Annotated in this window: 11 protein-coding genes and 3 pseudogenes; 12 read left to right on the forward strand and 2 right to left on the reverse strand. The window is 39.8% G+C overall.

Annotated features, from left to right (window positions below; all coding sequences use genetic code 11):
* Positions 1 to 92: 92 nt before the first annotated feature.
* Positions 93 to 804, forward strand: a pseudogene (locus tag CSV60_RS07280) (HAD-IC family P-type ATPase); the annotation flags it as partial.
* Between the two features lie 65 nt (positions 805 to 869).
* On the opposite strand, the gene CSV60_RS07285 reads toward CSV60_RS07280, so the two are convergent.
* Positions 870 to 2,200, reverse strand: a protein-coding gene (locus CSV60_RS07285) for an IS3 family transposase (RefSeq protein WP_233189563.1) whose coding sequence is annotated in 2 segments (ribosomal slippage) — positions 870 to 1,819 and positions 1,819 to 2,200 — 1,332 coding nt in all. Because the reading frame shifts where the segments join, the coding sequence is not laid out codon by codon here.
* A gap of 450 nt (positions 2,201 to 2,650) precedes the next feature.
* Here CSV60_RS07285 and CSV60_RS07290 point away from each other — a divergent pair.
* The 10 genes and pseudogenes from CSV60_RS07290 (at position 2,651) to CSV60_RS07335 (ending at position 15,236) form a co-directional block, all read left to right on the forward strand.
* The gene (locus CSV60_RS07290) at positions 2,651 to 3,817 is read left to right on the forward strand and encodes a CaiB/BaiF CoA transferase family protein (protein WP_199175250.1); all 1,167 of its coding nucleotides are present in this window, start codon (positions 2,651 to 2,653) and stop codon (positions 3,815 to 3,817) included.
* A gap of 71 nt (positions 3,818 to 3,888) precedes the next feature.
* Positions 3,889 to 5,061, forward strand: a complete 1,173-nt coding sequence (locus CSV60_RS07295; protein ID WP_233189564.1) for a lipid-transfer protein — start codon at positions 3,889 to 3,891, stop codon at positions 5,059 to 5,061.
* A 162-nt stretch (positions 5,062 to 5,223) separates the two neighbouring features.
* Entirely contained in the window at positions 5,224 to 7,299 is a 2,076-nt protein-coding gene (locus tag CSV60_RS07300) for a sigma-54-dependent Fis family transcriptional regulator (RefSeq protein WP_099629741.1), read from the forward strand.
* A 25-nt stretch (positions 7,300 to 7,324) separates the two neighbouring features.
* The gene (locus CSV60_RS07305; protein ID WP_158232852.1) at positions 7,325 to 7,777 is read left to right on the forward strand and encodes a MaoC/PaaZ C-terminal domain-containing protein; all 453 of its coding nucleotides are present in this window, start codon (positions 7,325 to 7,327) and stop codon (positions 7,775 to 7,777) included.
* A gap of 125 nt (positions 7,778 to 7,902) precedes the next feature.
* Positions 7,903 to 9,486 (forward strand): long-chain-fatty-acid--CoA ligase, encoded by a 1,584-nt coding sequence (locus CSV60_RS07310; RefSeq protein ID WP_099636488.1) that lies wholly within the window; start codon positions 7,903 to 7,905, stop codon positions 9,484 to 9,486.
* Between the two features lie 539 nt (positions 9,487 to 10,025).
* Entirely contained in the window at positions 10,026 to 11,555 is a 1,530-nt protein-coding gene (locus CSV60_RS07315; protein WP_099636489.1) for a class I adenylate-forming enzyme family protein, read from the forward strand.
* A gap of 8 nt (positions 11,556 to 11,563) precedes the next feature.
* Positions 11,564 to 12,373 (forward strand): enoyl-CoA hydratase, encoded by an 810-nt coding sequence (locus CSV60_RS07320; RefSeq protein ID WP_099636490.1) that lies wholly within the window; start codon positions 11,564 to 11,566, stop codon positions 12,371 to 12,373.
* Positions 12,374 to 12,490: 117 nt separating this feature from the next.
* Positions 12,491 to 13,601 (forward strand): annotated as a pseudogene (locus tag CSV60_RS07325) (acyl-CoA dehydrogenase family protein).
* Between the two features lie 38 nt (positions 13,602 to 13,639).
* Positions 13,640 to 14,410, forward strand: coding sequence for a 3-hydroxyacyl-CoA dehydrogenase (locus CSV60_RS07330; RefSeq protein ID WP_099629746.1), 771 nt, complete (start codon positions 13,640 to 13,642; stop codon positions 14,408 to 14,410).
* Between the two features lie 49 nt (positions 14,411 to 14,459).
* Entirely contained in the window at positions 14,460 to 15,236 is a 777-nt protein-coding gene (locus CSV60_RS07335; RefSeq protein ID WP_099629747.1) for an enoyl-CoA hydratase/isomerase family protein, read from the forward strand.
* 407 nt (positions 15,237 to 15,643) lie between these two features.
* On the opposite strand, the pseudogene CSV60_RS07340 reads toward CSV60_RS07335, so the two are convergent.
* Positions 15,644 to 16,681, reverse strand: a pseudogene (locus CSV60_RS07340) (IS630 family transposase).
* Positions 16,682 to 17,019: 338 nt separating this feature from the next.
* On the opposite strand from CSV60_RS07340, the gene CSV60_RS07345 reads away from it, so the two are divergent.
* Positions 17,020 to 17,220 carry a hypothetical protein gene (locus CSV60_RS07345; RefSeq protein WP_099636491.1) on the forward strand — a complete coding sequence of 67 codons (201 nt, stop codon included), beginning with the start codon at positions 17,020 to 17,022 and terminating at the stop codon, positions 17,218 to 17,220.
* The last annotated feature ends 152 nt before the right edge of the window (positions 17,221 to 17,372 follow it).

Below are 17,372 nucleotides of genomic sequence, written 5' to 3' on the forward strand. Positions count from 1 at the left end.
GTCTTTTTTTAGTATTGAAGCAAAAATTATTCACAGCGAATATATGTATTTGGCTTTGTCTAGGTTTCATTGAACTGGAGAGGCCCTTAAATCTTCAGGCGGTTGTCAGTGGAAGAGTAGTGTTAGTTGGAACGAGAAAACCGATGAACGAACATAAGGTTTCGATTTTGGATTCAGTATCTTCGTTGGAAAGTCTAGAAAGAGATGGAAAAATCAGCAATGCTAATTGCTGTAGATCAAAAGCTTGCTGGTGTCGTCGCAATAGCCGATATGGTGAAAGAAACTTCCAAAGAAGCGATTGCCAGAATGCGAGATTTGGGTCTTGAAGTGATTATGCTGACAGGTGATAACCAACGCACTGCGGAGGCCATTGTTCGTCAAGTCGGTTTATCTTATGTCATTATGGAAGTGGTACTAGAACAAAAAAGCGATGAAATTAAAAAATACAAGACCAAGGTAAGAAATTCGCTATGGTCAGGGACGGGATCAATGATGCACCCGCCCTTGCAATGGAAAACATTGGATGGCGGTTGGAACAGGTATGGATATCGCTATTGAAGTGGCAGATATTACATTGATGAGTGGAGACTTAAATAGCGTTGCTGATGCCATTTTATAAGCCGTGAAACGATGTGCAATATTAAACAAAACTTGTCTTTTGCTTTCTTCTACAACACGGTCGGAATTCCAATTGCGACAATCGGTCTATTAGCCCCTTAGGTTGCCGGTGCAGCAATGGCGTTCAGTTCGGTATCGCTCGTATTGAATGCATTGCGCCTCCAAAAAATAAATTTAAAAAATTAATGAGAAAAGCCTGTGGCAACTCCTTTTAAAATGTACCCTTTGTAAAGGACAATTATAAAAAAAGCCTAAGCTGCTTGTTGAAGCTGTCGTCTGTATTCTGCAGGCGGCAGCTTTTTCAAGTTCCACTGCCCGCGATAATGGTTATAGTACGTCATATAACTCTTGATTTCCCGCCTAACTTCTTCCATTGTCTCACAATCTTTTATATTGGTTTCATCCTTGAAGTGACCGAAGAATGATTCCTGTGGAGCATTATCCCAACAGTTCCCTCTGCGCGACATCGATTGTCCTAACCCCATTTTCTTCACTGCTGCCTGATACTTTGGGTTTGTATAATGAAATCCTTGATCTGAATGTATAAAGGCATCTGTCATTAAATGACGATGTTTCTTTAGTTTGCGAAGCGTATTCATTGCGATCTCCAAACCTAACGAAGAAGAAACTTCATAGGCTAAAATTTCATTCGTTTGGGCGTCTTTAATCGTTGACAAGTAAGCACGTTTGCCATTTCCATATGTCAAATAGGTGATGTCGGTCAATAATACCTTTCCAGCCACCCCTTGCTTAAACTCACGTTGTAACGTGTTTTCACATGTGCGGTGCTCTTTCGTCGCCTTTGCCATACGACGTGCTGGGTTGGCTTTGCGGATGGGACAGATGATATCCAATTTTTTCATAATCCGGCGAATGCGTTTTAGGTTATATGTAATGCCGTACTGATTTTCGAGTGTCATTTTAATTTGGCGTGCTCCTTTTTTTCGTCCTCGAAAATGATAGGCCTTTAAAATGATTTCCTTTACAACTTCGTCTGCCTGTTCGCGAGCGGCACGTTTCTGTTTAGATTTCTCTCCAAAGTGCCTATAGTAGCCCGAACGCGATACCTCCATAAGTTCGCATAAGTAGCTCACCAAACGTGCTAATTTATACTTTTGGATGGTGAAATTAATTAGTTCATATTTTAGCGTCGTTTGGATTGTGATTTCTTTTTCATCATCTGCCTTTCGAGTAGATCGAGCTTTTTTAACAGTTCATTTTCCGCCTGTAATAAGCGGTTTTTCGCTTCTAGACGTTCAATCTTTTCTTCGGATGTCAAGTCGCGTTCTGATGGACGGCCTAAATTGGTTTTTCGTGTGTCTTGTAAGCCTTCCACCCCGCTTTTTCTATAGGCGGCACGCCAACGCTTTCCTGCAGATTTAATCCGAACTGCTCCTATTAAATCGGCATCTAATCCAGCCTCTTCAAAAATGTCTCGCGGCAGTTTTCCTTTTTCATTTTCCGAAATAAAATGACGTTTAAACTCATCTGTATAGGTGATGGATTTATCACTAACAGCTTGTACGTTAGGATTGCATTGCAAGCGTGCTTGTTCTTTTAAGGTAAACAATCGTTCAGTCACATTCATCCGCTCCCACATCTTTTTATTCATTATAAACAAAAGTACCCTATAGGATAGACTTTTTTCAAAGTGTCTATCTTATAGGGTACATTTTATTTATGGGTTGTCAGAGGCTCTTTTATTTAGTACATAGGTACGATTTGGACTCTGAAGAAGTAAAAGAAGAAAGAAATGTTCATTTGCATAAATTCATATAAATAGTGTCCGAAATAAAGACGCTGTCTTCTAATAGTGTGTGAAGTACATACACATAATGCTTCCATGTAAGTGAAGTACGACCTTTTGAGCAGCGCTTGCTAAAATATTTACAAGATAAGTATTGGTATATGTACGAAAAAGGGTAGATGCTACTAGAATTACTAGTAATATCGACCTTTTTTCTATAATTTTGATTGATGGCATGAATATTGCATTATGTAATAGGTGTAAAGAAAAAGTAAAAGGGGTGTGATTGATTTGTTACGTAATTTGAAGATATTAGATTTCTCAGGATTACTACCTGGACCTTATGCGACGATGATGCTCGCTGACTTGGGGGCAGAAGTCTTGCGGGTAGAGTCACCAACGAGGCCCGATTTAATTCGAACATTTGGAGGAAAGAATTTTGCGGCACATGGTTTTCTAAATCGTTCCAAACGTTCAATCGCACTCGATTTAAAGAAAGTGGAGTCTATCGAAATCGTCAAGAATTTGGTGAAGGAATATGACATTGTGTTAGAACAATTTCGCCCCGGCGTTATGGAGCGACTAGGGTTAGGTTATGAAGTACTGAAAGAAGCGAACCCACAACTAATCTATTGTTCACTTACAGGGTTTGGTCAGACGGGTCCATATCGTAATCGTCCGGGACATGACATTAATTATTTATCGATTGCCGGATTGGCAGATTACTCTCGACGCAAAGGGGAGCGTCCAACCCCTCAAGCTGTACAAATTGCGGATGTAGCTGGGGGCTCTCTACATACTGTCATTGGAATATTGACAGCTGTATTGCACCGAGCGCAGACGGGAGAAGGGCAATCTATCGATGTTAGTATGACGGATGCCGCATTTGCGCTCAATGCTCTTTTTGGACCGGGTTATCTTGTTGATGGAGTGGAACCCAAGGCAGAACGAATGATGCTGAATGGCGGAAGTTATTATGACTATTTCGAAACAAAAGATGGTCGCTATTTTTCAGTTGGGGGTGTTGAGCCTGCATTTAGAAAGCAGCTATGTGAGGCGATTGGTCACCCCGAGTTACTTTCGGTTGCGATGAGTCAAGCACCTGCTGATATGCATTCGTTTACGGAGAGATTAAAAAAAGCTTTCCTAAGCAAAACCTATGATGAATGGTTACCCATTTTCGAAGAATTTCAAGCGTGTGTAGAACCCGTATTACCGTTTAGCGAAGCGTGTGGGCATCCACAAATTAAGGCAAGGGAAATGGTGATCGAAGTACCTAAGTCTGATGGAACTTCACAATCGCAAATCGCTCACCCGATTAAATTCTCAAAAGGAAGTCCGAGCTATAAACACGTGGGTGGGAAGCTCGGGGAAGATACAGTCGATGTATTTGAAGCATTGGGTTACAGTGAGGAACAAATTGCAGAATTGAAAGAAAAGGGTGTCTTCTAAAAGACTGAAAATATCAATTTGGAGTAGTGCAATGCTAGATGGATAGCTAACTAGAAGGGAGAAATATGACGATGAAAGCGAAAGTACTTGGCGTAAATATGGTGAAATTTAAAAAGCCTGGGTTGAGTGATCCATATGAAATGATGGCAGCAAAAGCGGTTCAAGGTGCATTAGAAGATGCAGGAATTGAGTATCACGATATTGAACAAGCATATGCAAGTTACGTTTTTGGGGACAGTACTTGTGGTCAAACTGCATTATACCAAGTAGGGATGACAGGAATTCCAATTATTAATGTTAATAATAATTGTTCATCGGGCTCCACTGCTTTGTACATGGCTCGCCAGGCAGTCGAATCCGGTGAAGTAGATTGTGCTTTGGCAGTTGGCTTCGAAGAAATGAAACCTGGTGCTTTAGGAAGTATCTGGAATGATCGCACGCCCCCAATGGGGTGGGCAGTAGAGCGATTGATTGAATTGAATCCTGACTTACCGGAGGCTCCTCTTGCTTTGAAAATGTTTGGAGCGGGTGGAAAAGCATATTTGGAAAAGTACGGAGCCAATCCGAATATTTTTGCCAAAGTAGCAGTGAAATCCAGAAGTCATGCTGTGAAAAATCCGTATTCAATGTTCAATCAGACATTAACGGTTGAGGAAGTAATGAATGCGCCGACGCTATTTCCAACGCTCACTCGTTTGATGGCGTGCCCACCAACTTGTGGAGCCGCCGCAGTCATTGTATGTAGTGACAGTTTTGCTAAAAAGCATGGGATATCCAACGCAGTAGAGATCCTGGGTCAGGCAATGACTACGGATACAAACGTTAGTTACGATGATCCGATGACCCTTATTGGAACTGAAATGACGAAATGTGCCGCACAACAAGTGTACGAAAAAGCGGGGATAGGTCCTGAAGACGTGGATGTTGTTGAACTTCATGATTGCTTTACCCCCAATGAAGTGGTTACTTACGAAGGATTAGGACTTTGCGGTGAAGGGGAAGCAGAACAGTTTATCAATGATGGAGATAATACGTATGGCGGGAAGTATGTCATCAATCCTTCAGGCGGATTAATGTCGAAAGGACATCCCCTTGGTGCAACTGGTCTTGCCCAATGTACAGAGCTTGTATGGCAATTACGTGGTCAAGCAAATCAGCGTCAAGTTGAAGGTGCGAAAATTGCACTCCAGCATAATCTCGGTCTTGGAGGAGCCTGTGTCACAACGATGTATCGCTTAAACTAATGGATGGCAATTTCACTCGAAATGTATTGGTAGGCATTCATTTTCTATCTAAATATTCACAAGAAAAAGTTAACCCAGGTTTCCTTTGCTATAATAGAAGTAAGTTATTTTTTATGAATAGAAAATAGCACTTCAATAGTAGAGTAGAAGGAGCCGAAAATCATGTTCGAATTGCAGAATCTGATAACCCCAGTAAGGCACTATCTTTTACCAGAAAGTACACTCCAACAAGCAATAGAATCAATGAAGCAAGCGCAGTGGAACACGATTCCTGTTATTAATGACTCCGATCAAGTTGTCGGTGTGTTTACGAGAACTAGCCTCTATGATGCACTGCTTGAAGGAAAACCAATGGATACAATGGTTCGTACTTTGATGAAAAAAGACGTAATTACGTTCCTTTATGACTCGAGTAACGAACTAATGCAAAATAAGCTTCAAAATTCGAAGGTAGGTATGGCAATTGTTGTCGATGAAGAAGGAAAAGTAGTTGGTCAGGTCACTAAAACTGACATTATCTTTTCATTGCTGGAAACAACTAAATCGCTTCAAAAGCGACAGGAGGAAATCCTGGATATTTCAGGGTTAGGTGCACTCGTTATCGATCGACATCATCGAATTATTTATAGCAACCCTAAGTTTTGTCTGATGAGTAATTATAAAGAATCCGAACTACTTCACACGGACATTACGACAGTCATTTCCAAAATTCAATTGGAAAGCATGCTCCAATCCAAGCATTATCGGCTACGCATTGGAGAATTTAACACGTTAGCCCGTATTTCTGTACACGAGATGTCTCAAGATGAAACGGGGCATATTATTCTTTTTCAAGACATTACGGATGTAGAGAAAATGGCTCAGGAGTTACAGACTGTATTGAAATTGAAAAGTATTATGCAAACTGTTATTAATAACACCTACGATGGGCTCATTATGATTGATGAATTTGAATTGATAACGTTTATTAGCCCGTCTTTGCAAGAACTATTTGAATTGGAAGAGGAACAAATACTCCATCGGTCAGTGAATGATATCTTTCCTCAATTGGAATTATCAAAGGCAATAAAATCAGGTATCTCTGAATTTAGCGACATGATGGAGATAAATGGGATTCGTTATACAGTGCATCGCATTCCAGTTTACCAGGATGACGAGATGATTGGTGTCATTGGAAAGATTTCATTTCGTGGATTAAATGAAATGGAAGAAGTGTTTAAGCGATTTGAGAAAAGTGAAATGAGTAAGCAGAAAGTAGCAACAAAACAACGAGAAACAACAAAGTTTACGGTTGACCAAATTATTACACAGGACGAGCAGATGGAAAAAATCATTCGCTCCATTTTTAAAATGGCGAAAGGAACGTCTACAGTCCTTATCCGCGGAGATAGCGGGACAGGAAAAGAACTGTTTGCTCATTCTGTTCATAGTAGCAGCGCAAGAAAAGACAAGCCATTTGTCATTGTGAATTGTGCTGCCATTCCAGAACATCTACTGGAGTCTGAATTTTTTGGATATGAAGAAGGTGCTTTTACTGGGGCGAAACAAAAAGGGCAAAAGGGGAAGTTCGAGCTAGCAAACGGCGGTACTTTGTTTCTGGATGAAGTGGGTGATATGTCATTGCAACTCCAAACAAAGATGCTTCGAGTCCTACAAGATAAAGAATTTTACCGAGTAGGTGGAGTGGAGCAGATTCAAGTAGATGTAAGAATAATCGCGGCAACAAATCGTCCTCTTGAAGAAATGGTGGCAAGTGGTGAATTTCGAGAGGATTTATTTTATCGTTTAAATGTTATTTCATTTGAGATTCCTCCATTGAGACAACGGAAAAATGATGTTTTATTGCTAAGTAAATCGTTTATCAAAGATTTAAATCGTTTAAATGGGGTCAGCATTACTGGCATTGATCCGTTGGCTGAACAAGTGATGATGGATTATGATTGGCCTGGAAATGTTCGTGAACTTCGCAATGTACTAGAACGAGCAACGATTTTTGCAGACCATGGAAAAATTGAACTCGAGGACTTACCACAATATGTTGTGAATAAAGTCGGGATGCCAGCAGGAATTGAACATGAAGAAACAAAAATATCGTTATTAGAAACGGCCGAAAGAAAAACGATTGTAGAGGCGCTAGAAAAAACAAACGGTAATAAATCACAAGCTGCAATCCTTTTAGGTATGAGTCGATCCGTCCTTTATAATCGAATAAAAAAGTATCAACTTGATGGTTCTTAATCTTTTCGGAGGAGGGGACGAAAGTATGTATTTCGATGAGTTTACAGTCGGGTATGTGTACACGACAGATTCCTATTTAGTATCAAAAGAAGAAATTATAGCTTTCGCGTCTCGCTATGATCCACAGGATAACCATATGAATGAGCAGAAGGAAAAAAATGGCCCTTTTAAAGGAATTATTGCATCAGGTCTTCTTACATTAGGTATTGCTACAAAATTGGGCATTAAATTACGGAGCATGACGGAGAATTTCATTTGTGGTGTTGGGTGTGATGATGTTCGATTTTTACAACCGGTTTATCCTTCTGATATGTTGACAGCACATATTGAAGTCGTCGAATGTACCCCTCACAGCCCAAAAAATGATAGAGGATTTGTTTCATTTTTGTATAAGATCAAAAATCAACGTGGAAAAGTAGTCCTGACCTTTCGTTTAACAGGTTTACATGAGCGTGATCAATCTTTATTACATGCCTAAATAACAGTCTAGCAATCAATTTCTCTATCTACATTACTTGAAGAATTTAAAAATGTTGCTAAGCCGGTCGGTGCTAGCAAGGAATATTTTTAAAAAATGTATTCAAATATGAGGAGGGTGTAAAGATGATATTCACTAAAAGTTTACTATATGCGGCCAGGACGTATCCAGAAAAGTTAGCTATTATTGACGGTAAACATAAATTTTCCTACCGTGAATTGATTAATCGAACGGCAAAACTTAAACAATCACTTCAAGGGATGGGTATAAAAAAAGGAGATCGTGTAGGCATGTTGATGCTGAATGATTTTCGCTATATCGAGTTAATGTATGGGGTAACTGCACTTGGCGCAATTGTAGTACCACTTAATATTAGATCGAATCCCGAGGAACTTGCATTTATCTTAAATAATGCGGGTGTAACTATTTTATATATCCATAAAGAATTTCTACCCGTTGTTCCTTATTTGAAAGGAAATGTATCTGGAGTTCGCCATTTCATTCTTGCTGAAGATGCCAAACTGATGGAATCGATTGAGTCTGATGACATTGAATCCTATGAAAAGTTAATCGATGCACAGCCCGATGGAATGTTAGCGTATGAAGGAGTCGATGACGAGGACATTGTTGGTATTTTCTATACAGGTGGAACGACGGGACGACCTAAAGGAGTTATGCTTACGCATAAAAATTTAACGGTCAATTCCTACCATATGCTGGCTAATATAAAATGTGCCGAAGATGATGTTTATCTTCATGCTGCGCCTATGTTCCACTTAGCAGATCAAGCTTCAACAAATCTATTTACGATGTTAGGGGCAACGCATGCAATCATTCGTATGTTTACACCACAAGGCGTACTTCAAGCGATTCAAGATGCAAAAGTAACTGTTTGTACGCTTGTGCCAACGATGCTAAATTTTCTTTTTCATGATCCTGAATTTCAAAACTACAATCTTAGCTCACTTCGAAGATTGACTTATGGCGCGTCTCCGATGTCGATTGCTTTGCTAAAAAAGTCACAAACCATGATGCCACACGTAAAATTTAACCAAGCATTTGGAATGACGGAAGCAGCTCCAGTTCTCACGATATTGAAAGAAAAGGATCATATTATAGGCGGTACAGAGAAAGAAGAGAAACGACTCACTTCCTGTGGGCAAGCGGTGCAAGGCGTCGAAATAAAAGTAGTGAATCCCGAGGGAAATGAAGTCCCAAATCATCAAGTCGGAGAGCTTATCGCAAGAGGTGCGAATATTATGAAAGGGTATTGGGATTTACCAGAAGAAACAGCACATGCGATACGAGCCGGTTGGTATTATACGGGGGATCTCGGTTACAAGGATGAAGACGAATATTATTATATTGTGGATCGGGCAAAAGACATGATTATTACAGGTGGCGAAAACGTGTATTCGATTGAAGTAGAAGAAGTGCTATTGAGCCATCCGGCTATATTAGAGTGCGCAGTGTTCGGTATTCCAGATGAACGTTGGGGGGAAACTGTAAAAGCTTGTGTCGTCTTAAAAACGCCTGATTTAGTTACAGAAGAAGATATTATTTCATTTGCCAAACAACATTTGGCAACTTATAAAGTTCCGAAAACAGTTGTTTTGTTAGATGAACTGCCGAAGAGTGGTGCGGGTAAGATTTTGAAACGAACATTGCGTGACCAATTCTGGAAGGGTTCTAGGAAACTTGTCAACTAATTTTGGCAACGTAAAGGGCATTTACAGTGGCAAAAAACATATATGAAGCGGGAGCATCCTATCTTCCCGCACGGCTAAGTAGCGCCTCCAACATAAGTGATTGTTGGTAGGTGTTTTTTTGCGTAAAAACTTATGTGTAAATGTAATATTCATATGTAAGTGAGCGACTTTATTAATCAGCTGATACCTAATCAATCATATTGTATGAAATTCAAACACTGTCTTTTCATATTGCACGAAATTCAAACGCATTTTATAAATATTGAAAAAGAAATATCTGAAAATACATAAAACAATTATGTGGTAATAAAATATGATTTTGGACTAGCTGCTAGTAATCAATAGTTTCTAGCCTTTATTTTGATCGATTCTATCAATAGTGTTTTTTATGGCACGAATATTGCATTATGTATTAGGTGTAAATAAAAATAATAACTGTGAAGGGGGCATAAAAAAGTTTTGAATATCTAATGAGAAATATGCCAGCATTTACGTGAATCACGGGAAAACGACAATCAACGAAAAGGACGGTGTGCGTAATGAAGGTTAAAAATATGCAGATGGGTTTACAAGTGTTTGCTGACGAAAAACCTCATGAAGTCGCTATTGTCTGTTATGAGCAAGCATTAACATTTCAAGACTTGTATCACCGTGTAAATGCTATAGCAAATTCTCTATTGGAATTAGGGGTAACAAAGGGAGATCATATCGCTGTCTATATGCGAAACCGACTGGAAATGCCAGAGATTTACTACGCAATTTCAGTTGTAGGTGCTGTATGTCTACCCATTAACTACATGCTAGAAGGAGATTCTCTATCAGGTCTGCTGAATGGATCCGATGCTAGATACGTTTTTGTAGAAGGAGAGTTACTTCCAAAAATTGAGGTCGTTAAAGACCAGCTATCGTACGTATCCAATAAAACAATTATCGTACTAGATGCGAAGCCGGAAACACCCTTTAGCAATTACGAATCAATGCTTCAGCATGGTTCTACAGAGGACCCGACTGTCTTGGTAAATCCGGATGACACATTTAACATTATGTTTACCTCAGGGACAACTTCTTTGCCGAAGGGAATCGTAATCGATGGCGGAACAACATTTAAGCGTGTGCATTGTTTCACAGAAGAATGGGAAATGAATTCTTCGTCGGTCACATTGATAACGGTTCCCCTCTATCACAGTGTAGGTCTTACCTTCAGTTGGCTCTTACCTTTGTTGGGTTCCAGACTTATCATTATGCGTGAATTTAACCCTAAACTTACGCTGCAATGGATAGAAGATCACCAAATTACACATGCCTTTTTTGTACCGACGCAATATCATTACTTACTACAAGTGCCAGAATTAGAAAAATTCCAATTCTCATCCTTGCAATTATTAATCGCAGCTGCCGCACCTTTATCCGCAGAAATGAAAAAGCAGATTGTTGGCAAATTCAGATGTGACTTGACTGAGTTCTTCGGAAGCTCGGAGACATCGGCTTATATTACTCTAAGACCTGAAGATGTCATAAATAAAGCAACAAGCATTGGGAGGAAATTAAAGGAAAATGAAGTGGAAGTCAGGCTGATTGATGCGGATGGCAACGATGTTGGTCTAGGGGAAGATGGCGAATTTGCGATTCGCAGCCCGTATCTATTTAGTGAATATTATAAATCTCCTGAGCAAACCGAAGAGACCTTCCTTCCAGGCGGTTGGTATTGCACGGGAGACATGGGCAGAATAGATTGCGATGGCTTCTATTATCTTCTTGACCGGAAAAAAGACATGCTGATTAGCGGTGGCGTGAATGTCTATCCAAAAGATATCGAAGAGGTTGTACAAAGGCATCCAGCTGTAGAAGAAGTGGCTGTTATAGGGATTCCAAATGAACGATGGGGAGAGGCAGTTAAAGCCTATATCGTGTTGAAAAAGGATCAGTCATGTAGCGCAGAAGATATGATGCTCTTTAGCAATGAGAAATTGGCCAACTTCCAAAGAGTTAAAGAGGTGGAATTTATTGATGCATTGCCGCGTAATCCATCGGGCAAAATACTCAAGCGTCAGTTGAGAGAAAGAAAGTAACTTTTTAGATGGGATATAGGGAGGGGAATTTCTTGTCAATCACACCGTTGTCGAAAACAAAGTACATGACGGTAGCTGTTAAAGGCAGAGTAGCAACGGTTTCTTTTAACAGACCTAAATCGATGAATGCTTTTACCCTGGATATGTTTGTGGAATTTCATCAGTTATTAAAAGAACTGCGCGTTACTAAATCAATTCATATTATTATTTTCAAAGGAAATGGAAATGCTTTTTCTTCGGGTGCGGATATTAAAAATATGTCCCCGGACTTGGATCTTGAAACAATGATGGATTTGGTTAGTGAAATTGCTGTAGCCTTATACACGCTTCCGAAAGTGACAATTGCAGCGATTCATGGTGCTGCTGCCGGCGGCGGGTTAAGTTTGGCACTGGCTACCGACTATACAATCGCCCAAACAGACAGTAAAATAGCAATGAATTTTAACGGCATTGGATTAATACCTGATGTTGGGGCTCATTACTTTTTACTTAAAAAACTGGGAGAAGCGAAGGCGAAACAAGTCATTTGGAATGCGAGCGTACTTTCCGCCAGCGAGGCTTTTGACATTGGGATGATTGATGAGCTCGCGGATGATTTGCAAGGAGCTGTCGAAAGGCAAGTAGAAAAATGGCTAGCAAGTCCTATACAACCTCTAATTCAGTCAAAACAAATTTTCACTGAAGTGAACCGTGAAGAGTTGATTCACATTTTGAAACTTGAAAAAAATGGTCAGATTAAAATGAGACAAACATCTGATCACTTAGAGGGCATACAAGCATTTATAGAAAAAAGGAAACCAATATTTAAGGGTGAATGAATCTTGGGAAATAGGAAGGGGAGATAAGCGGTGTCTACTAAAAAGGCTATTAAATTTAAACCAGCTTCTTTTAATCTATTTAGAAAAGAAAGGCCTTTTTACAATGAAGAGCACGAGATGTTTCGGATTTCCCTACGTAATTTTATCGAGCAAGAAGTTACGCCTTATTTTAAACGATGGGAAGAAGATTGCATTGTGTCTCGTGAATTGTATAAAAAATGGGCGAACAAGGTTTTCTTTGTCCACAAGTAGATCCTAAGTACGGCGGGTTAGGACTTGATTTTGGATTTAACTTGATTTTATCGGAAGAGTTGAGTCGAATCGGGGGAGGGACTGCTGGGGCAATTTACATAGCTCCATTGTCGTTCCTTACTTGGAAAGATACGGTACGGAAGAACAGAAAAACAAGTATTTGCCGAAATGTGTGAGTGGCGATCTAATTACCGCCGTTGCCATGTCAGAACCAGCCGTGGGATCTGACTTGTCAGGTATAAGTACAAAAGCGGTACGGGATGGAAATGACTACGTTATTAATGGGCAAAAAACATTTATTACAAATGGTATTAACGCGGACTTAATTTTCCTTGCTGTCAAGACGGATCCAAAAGCAATTCTTGCTCATAAAGGCATAAGCATGATACTTATTGAAGGAGATACACCCGGCTTTTAACGCGGACGCAATTTGAAAAAGATGGGTGCATATTCTCAAGATACGGCGGAACTGACTTTTGAAGATGCTCGTGTCCCTGTTGCCAATCTACTCGGTGAAGAAGGTAAAGGGTTCTATTATTTGATGGATAAGCTACAACAAGAGAGATTGATGTGTTCGAATGGAGCATTAGTCGTCGCACAAGAAATGCTGCAGACAACGATGAATTATGTGAAGGAAAGGCATGCTTTTGGGCAGCCGATTAGTTCATTTCAAAACACGCAATTTGAAATTGCAGAAATGGCAACAGAGCTAACTGTGGCACGAACGTTCTTGGATGACTTATCAACCCGGCATATGAACGGGGAAGCAATCGTAACAGAAGTTTCCATGGCGAAATGGTGGGTTACGGATATGGCCAGAAGAATGTCCGCAAGGTGCCTGCAACTTCACGGTGGCTATGGATATATGGAGGAATACGACATTGCTCGTCGTTATCGCGAAGTGGCAGTCATGCCGATTTATGCAGGTTCAAATGAAATCATGAAAAATATCATTGCAAGAAATCTTGGACTGTAACTTATTTTTAGTAAACTTATACTAGGGAGAGATGAAAAATGGAAATTACAAACAGTGTTGCTGTCGTTTCAGGTGGATCTTCAGGTTTAGGAGAAGCTACGGTAAGAGGTATTGTTGGACAGGGTGGAAAAGCAGTTATTCTTGATTTAAACGAGGAACGCGGAAAGAACTTAGTTGAAGAACTAGGAGAAGACAATGTACATTATGTACAAACAAACGTAGCAGACGAGGAATCGGTCCAATCGGCTTTAAATCAAGCGGTGGAACAGTTCGGGAAAATCACTGCGACCATTAACTGTGCAGGAATTGGCAGTGCTCAAAAAACATATGGTCGAAAAGGTCCGTTCGCATTGGATGTTTTCAAGAAAACGGTTGAAGTGAATTTGATTGGCACATTCAATGTCATTCGTTTAGCAGCAGAAAAAATGGCTCAAAACGAACCGAACGAAAATGGAGAGCGAGGCGTCATTGTCAATACAGCTTCCGTCGCTGCATTTGAAGGGCAAATTGGGCAAGCGGCATACAGTGCGTCGAAAGGAGGAATCGTTGGGATGACGCTTCCGATTGCAAGAGATCTAGCAGAATACGGCATTCGTGTCTTGACGATAGCACCGGGTTTATTCGATACACCATTACTTGGCAGTGCTCCTGAACCGATGAAAGAAGCTTTAGGAGCAATGGTTCCATTCCCGAGTCGCTTAGGTCACCCAAGTGAATACGCTCGTCTTGTTAACAGTATTATTGAAAATCCGATGTTAAACGGTGAAGTCATTCGTTTAGACGGCGCGATTCGCATGCAACCCAAGTAATTAGATGAAAAGATGCATAGACCAACAAAAAAAGATGGGGTGATTAGTAATGTCTGTTGTAAAAGTTGAAAAGCAAGACAAGATAGCGATTGTAACAATTGACAATCCGCCGATGAATACAATGAGCGAAGAAGTGATACAAGCACTAGGAGAAACATTCGCTAAACTGAACGCGGATAGTGAAGTACTAGCCATTATTATTACAGGTGCTGGAGAACGAGCATTTATGGCTGGGGGAGAGATCAAAGATTTCCCAGAAAAAATGGGTAATTCGAATTTAGTACCAGAATTTTTAAAAACACATAAGATCTTAAATAGCATTGATTTCTCACCAAAACCAACGATTGCCGTCTTAAACGGGTACGCACTGGGGGGCGGCTGCGAACTTGCACTAACTTGTGATTTACGCATTTCGGAAGAGCAAGCATTACTTGGCGTACCGGAATCGACGCTTGGATTGCTCCCTGGTGGAGGTGGAACACAACGTTTACCTCGACTCATTGGAGAAGCAAGAGCTAAAGAGTTAATGTTTACGGGAGAACATATTACGGCGGAAGAAGCTTTACGCATTGGATTGGTCAATCGAGTTGTTCCAAAAGGTGAAGGATTGGACGCAGGGCTCAAATTGGCGAAAAAAATCTGTCGGAACTCACCTACTGCGGTGAGAAATATTAAAAAGGCGGTAGATGAAGGTCTTGAATTACCGTTTAACAAAGCAATCGAAAGAGAAGCTGAACTGTTTCAAGAATTGTTTCTCACAGAAGATGTAAAAGAAGGCGTGCAAGCATTTTTAGAAAAGAGACGACCTGAATTTCTAGGGAAATAAAGCATCATAAAAAATGGATTGACAAACATATCTTATAGTATTTTGTCACTAAGTATAAGGCAATTCCAATCGTAGCGATGGCGTTCAGTATCAGTCGTATTGAATGCATCACGCCTTCAAAAAGTAAATTTGGGAAATTAACGAAAAGAGCCCGTGGCAACTCCTTTATGGATTGCTACAGGCTCCTTTTTATGGAGTTTTGTTATTTAAAATATCGTGGAATATGTAAAATTTTCTTGCCAAGTAGATTTATTATTCATGGAATCGAACTAACTTATGTACATCAATACGAACCCCTGTGTGTCATTATTCTGGAGTAACCCTTCGTATATTGTTTAAAAGATATCGATAAATCCTCAACTTAGGAAAATAAATTTAGTATATAAGTTGAATATATGAATCCGGTTTTATAATCTCACACAAAGACGAATAATAACATCGTCGTGTCGTTGGTTGACATCACGAATAAATTCCCAAACCTTTAAAGTGATTTTTTGAACACTTGGGAAAAAGATATTATTAATAACAGATTCCTTCAACCATTTCCATAAGCCCTCTACAAGATTTAGTTGCGGGCTATAGGGAGGCAGAAAAACAAGTTCAAGTCGAGATTGATTCTCTTTGAGAAAAGGTTGCAGGTACTTCGCATGATGAATGCGTGCATTGTCCAGAGTCATAACGATTTTTCCTGAAGGATAATGCTCAAGAACTTTAGTTAGGAAGCCTAGAAAAGCGACTGCGTCATACTTTTCTTCCTCGATGCAAAATATTTCACCGGTTTCATAATCTAATGTGCCAATCAATTTCACGCCTTTATGCTGCCCATATGTTGGGATCAGTCGTTGCTTTCCTTTTAAGAACCAGGTCCGCTGAATCGCTTGGTAATCACGAATCATTGATTCGTCATCAAAAAGAAGGTGGTCAATTTCTTCATTTATAAGTTTTTTTAGCGCAGGGAATGTTTCTTCTACAAATAGCCTCTGCTTTTCCGGATCTGCCTTTTTGAGGGTATAGGTAGGACGTGTAAAGCTGAGTTCAAGCTGATGTAAATCGCCGGACATCCCGCGTAATGAGTAGGAAATACTCCATTCATTTTTAACAAATTCAACGATGAGCGCAAGCGTCCAGTTATATCAGGCTGTAAAACCAACATCCATAGGGACTTGAGTCGATACAATTTTTACTAGAATGGTCTTTTGTTCCTCCGATAAATTTGATGGTTTGCCGGTGGAATGTCCAAGGTTAAGTCCATCAATCCCACTTTCTTTATAATTCGCAATATAGATCCCAACGGTTTAGAAAATTCGGCCGATTAATCTGGCAATCTCTTTCATTTTATAACCGCTTAAATAAAGAAAGATTGTTTGGTAGCGCTCAAAATGGCCACGATCCTTAGTGGTTCGCATAGTTTTTTTAATTTCTATAATTTGAATTTGGACATTCATAAGTCATCAATCCCTTCAGGGTGTTTTTATCTCTATACCCGTTTAGGAGATGTAGGAATCTTTAATTCAACTTATATAGTCGGATAAAATATGTACATAGACACTAAAGTAATTATGGCAAATAATTTTGCAAAGATTGCAGTTATAATAGCCAAAGTTATTTTTGAATCGAATACAGGAATAGTTATTTTCCAAAAGGTGCTACGGCTGCAATAAATCATAATAAATATATATGCTCTCCCGTTAATTATTGTAAAATTTCAGTGAGGACCTTTTGATTCTTTCGATTTGAAATTTTATAATAGAAGAAACAGATCTCATCGGAAGAGGTGGCATATATGGCGATAATAATACCTTTCCAAACTAGGCAGCAACTAGAAACAGAAAAGGCAGTTAAGGTTATGCGTGAGTGGGAAACCTACTTAGAACGGGAAGAAGCGAATTGGCACCAAGTAATAGAGGGGGAAACAGAAGAAAAAGACAGCTTGTCACAGGAAGACATCAAGTGGCTGAATGAATGGATGGTCGAAGAAAAATGATTACCATGAAAGTTGATCAAGAAAAGCTAAAAGGGCTTTATCTTCAGAAAATAGATGAGCATTTACAAGAACTTGAATCAGTAGTATTTTTCGTGAATTCAAAGCAACTAGCTACATATTTAAACATGTCTTGGAATACGATTGTAACCCAC

This window comes from Sporosarcina sp. P7, from assembly GCF_002743425.1.
In the GTDB taxonomy this organism is placed as follows: Bacteria; Bacillota; Bacilli; order Bacillales_A; family Planococcaceae; genus Sporosarcina.

What these genes read in the sequence shown, in the direction of transcription:
- CSV60_RS07310 (WP_099636488.1), top strand. Translation starts at nt 7,903, where the DNA reads ATGATATTCACTAAAAGTTTACTATATGCGGCCAGGACGTATCCAGAA.
- CSV60_RS07335 (WP_099629747.1), top strand. Translation starts at nt 14,460, where the DNA reads ATGTCTGTTGTAAAAGTTGAAAAGCAAGACAAGATAGCGATTGTAACA.
- CSV60_RS07300 (WP_099629741.1), top strand. Translation starts at nt 5,224, where the DNA reads ATGTTCGAATTGCAGAATCTGATAACCCCAGTAAGGCACTATCTTTTA.
- CSV60_RS07315 (WP_099636489.1), top strand. Translation starts at nt 10,026, where the DNA reads ATGAAGGTTAAAAATATGCAGATGGGTTTACAAGTGTTTGCTGACGAA.
- CSV60_RS07305 (WP_158232852.1), top strand. Translation starts at nt 7,325, where the DNA reads ATGTATTTCGATGAGTTTACAGTCGGGTATGTGTACACGACAGATTCC.
- CSV60_RS07330 (WP_099629746.1), top strand. Translation starts at nt 13,640, where the DNA reads ATGGAAATTACAAACAGTGTTGCTGTCGTTTCAGGTGGATCTTCAGGT.
- CSV60_RS07345 (WP_099636491.1), top strand. Translation starts at nt 17,020, where the DNA reads ATGGCGATAATAATACCTTTCCAAACTAGGCAGCAACTAGAAACAGAA.
- CSV60_RS07320 (WP_099636490.1), top strand. Translation starts at nt 11,564, where the DNA reads ATGGGATATAGGGAGGGGAATTTCTTGTCAATCACACCGTTGTCGAAA.
- CSV60_RS07295 (WP_233189564.1), top strand. Translation starts at nt 3,889, where the DNA reads ATGAAAGCGAAAGTACTTGGCGTAAATATGGTGAAATTTAAAAAGCCT.